The organism is Saccharothrix hoggarensis, assembly GCF_042678885.1.
In the GTDB taxonomy this organism is placed as follows: Bacteria; Actinomycetota; Actinomycetes; order Mycobacteriales; family Pseudonocardiaceae; genus Actinosynnema; species Actinosynnema hoggarensis.
In genome coordinates this window covers 1-4,036 of record NZ_JBHTLK010000367.1, presented here as the reverse complement: position 1 = coordinate 4,036, position 4,036 = coordinate 1, and the positions used below count along the sequence as shown (strand labels likewise).

Annotated in this window: 5 protein-coding genes; 4 read left to right on the top strand and 1 reads right to left on the bottom strand. The window is 69.7% G+C overall.

Translation table 11 applies throughout. From position 1 onward, the window contains the following. Positions 1-235: 235 nt before the first annotated feature. The 4 genes from ACFQ3T_RS34845 to ACFQ3T_RS34830 are packed head-to-tail and all read left to right on the top strand — an operon-like array spanning position 236 to position 3,859. A complete protein-coding gene (locus tag ACFQ3T_RS34845; protein ID WP_380730112.1) occupies positions 236-1,477 on the top strand; it encodes an ABC transporter substrate-binding protein in 1,242 nt (413 codons plus the stop codon). Continuing rightward, positions 1,474-2,445, top strand: a complete 972-nt coding sequence (locus tag ACFQ3T_RS34840; RefSeq protein WP_380730109.1) for a carbohydrate ABC transporter permease — start codon at positions 1,474-1,476, stop codon at positions 2,443-2,445. Before ACFQ3T_RS34845 ends, ACFQ3T_RS34840 begins: the two co-directional genes overlap by 4 nt. Next, a complete protein-coding gene (locus ACFQ3T_RS34835; protein WP_380730107.1) occupies positions 2,442-3,278 on the top strand; it encodes a carbohydrate ABC transporter permease in 837 nt (278 codons plus the stop codon). Before ACFQ3T_RS34840 ends, ACFQ3T_RS34835 begins: the two co-directional genes overlap by 4 nt. Further along, positions 3,275-3,859, top strand: a complete 585-nt coding sequence (locus ACFQ3T_RS34830) for a hypothetical protein (protein ID WP_380730105.1) — start codon at positions 3,275-3,277, stop codon at positions 3,857-3,859. Before ACFQ3T_RS34835 ends, ACFQ3T_RS34830 begins: the two co-directional genes overlap by 4 nt. On the opposite strand, the gene ACFQ3T_RS34825 is transcribed toward ACFQ3T_RS34830, so the two are convergent. Next, positions 3,823-4,036, bottom strand: a 214-nt coding sequence (locus tag ACFQ3T_RS34825; protein WP_380730103.1) for a substrate-binding domain-containing protein, incomplete at its 5' end; no start/stop codon positions are given. The genes ACFQ3T_RS34830 and ACFQ3T_RS34825 overlap by 37 nt on opposite strands.

Sequence of the window (4,036 nt, the reverse complement as noted above, 5' to 3'; positions counted from 1 at the left end):
GGGGTGGCGGCCGTCCGCGCGCCGCGGCGCGCCGCATGCCCGACACCGCGGCCGCACTGCCGCCGTTCAGCCGCCGCAGGGCTGCCGAAGTGGGCATTGACGTGGTCGCACCGTGCTCGTAGCCTGCCCGGAAAGCGCTTTCCGCTGTGACGCGCACAACCCTTCCCCGAGTGGTCGAGACCGGAGGATCCGAATGGGTGCAGTGAAACGTTTCAGAAGTCTCACCACGACGGTCGTGGCACTGCTGGCCGTCGCCTCGGCGGCGGCGTGCGGAAGCGACGCCGGTGGCGGCGACGAGACGGCGGCCGGGCCCGCCACCCTGCGGTACTCCTGGTGGGGCAACGCCGAGCGCGCTGAACTGATGCAGAAGGCGATAGACCTCTTCCAGCAGAAGAACCCGGAGATCAAGGTCACCCCGAGCTTCCAGGAGTTCGAGGCGTACTGGCAGAAGATGGCCACGGAGACCGCCGGCGGCAACGCGCCCGACGTGATGCAGATGGACTTCGCGTACCTGCGCGAGTACTCCGACCGCAACGCCCTCTACGACCTGAAGAAGCAGGAGGGCAAGAACCTCGACCTCGGCGACCTGCTTCCGGGGCTGAAGGGCGCGGGCGAGATCGACGGCAGCCTGTACGGCGTGCCGGTCGGCGGCAACACCTGGGGCTACATCTACAACCCGGCGCTGTTCGCCCAGGCGGGCGTCGAGGAGCCCAAGGAGAGCTGGACCTGGGACGACTACCGCGCGGCCATGACCACGATCGCGCAGAAGACCGGCGTCCACGGCGGCGGCAACTACATCGGCAGCTACTACAACCTGGAGCTGCAGCTGCGCCAGGAGGGCAAGTCGCTCTACACGGAGGACGGCAAGCTCGGCTTCGACAAGGCGCGGCTGGCCGACTTCCTCAAGGAGGGCAAGACCCTGGCGGAGGCCGGCGCCGTCCTGCCGATCGAGAAGGGCGTGCAGATCAAGCCGTCGCACCCGCTGGAGCTGGACCTGGTGGCCGGCGACCTGGGCTGGGACAACTTCATGGCCCGCTACGACAAGGGCGCCAAGGCGGAGCTGAAGCTCGGTCCCGTGCCGAGCGACAAGTCGGACGCGAAGGGCCAGTACCTGAAGCCGGCCATGCTGCTGAGCGTGTCGCAGAAGTCCGAGCACCCGGCGGCGGCGGCCAAGCTGGTCTCGTTCATGGTCAACGACCCGGAGGTCGGCAAGATCTTCGGCGCGAACCGGGGCCTGCCGCCCACCAACGCGCAGCGCTCCGCCGCGCAGCTCGAAGGGCCCCTCGCCGCCGTGGCGGCGTACGAGGAGCAGCTGAAGGACAAGTTCGGCAAGACGCCGCCCGCGCCGCCGAAGGGCGCCGGCACGTTGGAGCAGGCGTTCATCCGGATCACCGAGGAGCTCCAGTACGGCCGGATCTCGGTGGACGAGGCGGTCGACCAGTTCTTCACCGAGGCCGAAGAGACCCTCGGGTCGTGAGCAGGACGACGATCACGCCGGTTCGCGCCGGCGAGGCGCAGGCCGAGGAGCGGACGGGTCCGCGCAAGCGGGCCCGCCTGCCCGGTGACGGCCTGGCGGGCTACCTGTTCCTGTCGCCGTGGATCATCGGGATCGTCCTGCTGACCCTCGGGCCGATGGTGACGTCGCTGTACCTGTCGTTCACCGACTACGACCTGTTCAACACCCCGCGGTGGATCGGGCTGGAGAACTACGAGCGGATGTTCTCCGACGCCCGCTGGCTGCGGTCGGTGGAGGTGACGGCGCTGTACGTGGCGCTGGCCGTGCCGATCAAGCTGGTGGCGGCGCTCGCCGTCGCCATGCTGCTCAACAGCAAGCGCCGGGGGCAGGGCTTCTACCGGGCGGCGTTCTACGGGCCGTCGCTCATCGGCGGCAGCGTCAGCGTCGCCATCGTGTGGAAGATGATGTTCAGCGACGACTCGGTGGTCGACCAGCTGCTGCTGGGCGTCGGCATCGACACCGGCGGCTGGGCGGGCAACCCCGACTTCTCGCTGATGATGCTGGTGCTGCTGGCCGCGTGGCAGCTCGGCGCGCCGATGGTGATCTTCCTGGCCGGGTTGAAGCAGGTGCCGCGCGAGCTGTACGAGGCCGCCGAGGTGGACGGGGCCGGCCCGTGGCGGCGGTTCCGGTCGATCACGCTGCCGATGATCTCGCCGGTGCTGTTCTTCAACCTGCTGCTGGAGACGATCAACGCGTTCCAGGTGTTCACGTCGGCGTACGTGGTCGGCGGCCCGAACGGCCAGCCGGCGGGCAGCACGCTGTTCTACACGATCTACCTGTTCGACCGCGGGTTCGGCGACTACCAGATGGGCTACGCGTCGGCGATGGCGTGGATGCTGCTGCTCGGCGTCGGGCTCGTGACGGTGTTCCTCTTCCGCACCGCGCGCGGGTGGGTCCACTACACGGGCGACTCGGGGAGCAGGCGATGAAGCGGCAGCTGTCGAGGGTGGCGTGGCACGTCGGCGTGCTGGTCCTGCTGGCCGTCGTGCTCTACCCGATCGTGTGGGTCGCGGCGGCCACGTTCAAGCCGTCCGAGGCGATCGTCGGCAGCCTGCGGCTGCTGCCGGAGACGGTGACCACGGCGAACTACGAGCGGGTGTTCGACGGTGTGGTCGGCATCGGCGTCGGCCGGTTCTTCCTCAACTCCGCCGTGCTGGCGGTGCTGTCGGTGATCGGCACGGTGGCGTCGTCGGCGCTGGCGGCCTACGCGTTCGGCCGGCTGCGGTTCCGGGGGCGGACGGTGATGTTCGGGATCATGATCTCGACGCTGCTGCTGCCGTTCCACGTGTTGATCATCCCGCAGTACATCGTGTTCCAGAACCTCGACCTGGTCGACACCTACGTGCCGCTGCTGGCGGGCAAGTTCCTGGCCACGGAGGCGTTCTTCGTGTTCCTCATGGTGCAGTTCATCCGGCAGCTGCCGCACGAGCTGGACGAGTCGGCCAAGATCGACGGGGCGAACCACTGGCGGGTGTTCTGGGACATCATCCTGCCGCTGTGCCGTCCGGCGCTGATCACCACGGCGATCTTCACGTTCATCTGGAGCTGGAACGACTTCTTCGGCCCGCTGATCTACCTCAGCACGCCGGACAAGTACCCGTTGCCGCTGGCGCTGCAGCTGTTCATCGACGAGTCGACGGGATCGGACTTCGGCGCGCTGATGGCGATGTCGATGCTGGCGCTGGTGCCGGTGATCCTGTTCTTCCTGTTCTTCCAGCGCTTCCTGGTGGAGGGCGTGTCGACGTCGGGGTTGAAGGGATGAGGCGGTTCGCGTTGTTCGGCGAGTGCCTGACGGCGGGGCTGCTCGTCCTGGTCGCGGCGCTGCCGGTGGTGACGCTGCTGCCGGCGCTCGCGGCCGGGTGCGCGCACATCAAGGCTCACGTCGACGGCGAGACCACCTCGCTGCGGTCGTTCTTCGAGCGGGTGCGGGCGGCGCTGCCCGGCGGGTGGCAGCTGTCGCTGGCGGTCATCGGGTGCTTCGCCGTGCTGGCGGTGGACGTGGTGCTGCTGCGGTCGCGGGTCGCCGGCGGCGGGTTCGTGGCCGCGGTGTGCGGTGTGGCGGCGGTCGGCCTCGCGGTGGTCGTGCTGCGGGCCGCGGCGGCGTGGTCGCCGGACGCGCGGTGGGCGGACCTGGCGCGCTCGGCCCCACGTCGGGCCGTCGCCGACTTCGGCGGGTCGTTGCTGTTGGTGATGTCGTTCGGGGTGCTGCTGGTGGTGACCTGGCAGCTCCCGCCGTTGCTGCTGCCGATGCTCGGGTGCGTCCTGATGGCGGCGGTGGCGGTGGACCGGCGTTCGGGGCGGGTCGGTCAGGAGCTCTCGCGCAGCACGAGCGTCGACGGGTAGGCGGTCGACGGGTCGGCGCGGCGGCGGTCGAGGACCGCGGTGGCGGCGCCGGCCGCGATGTCCTCGACCGGGTTGGTGGTCGTGGTCAGCGCCGGGCGGCTGAGGGCGGCGAAGTCGATGTCGTCGAAGCCCGCGACGGCGACGTCGCCCGGCACGTCCACGCCCGCGCGGCGCAGG

What these genes read in the sequence shown, in the direction of transcription:
- ACFQ3T_RS34830 (WP_380730105.1), top strand. Translation starts at nt 3,275, where the DNA reads ATGAGGCGGTTCGCGTTGTTCGGCGAGTGCCTGACGGCGGGGCTGCTC.
- ACFQ3T_RS34835 (WP_380730107.1), top strand. Translation starts at nt 2,442, where the DNA reads ATGAAGCGGCAGCTGTCGAGGGTGGCGTGGCACGTCGGCGTGCTGGTC.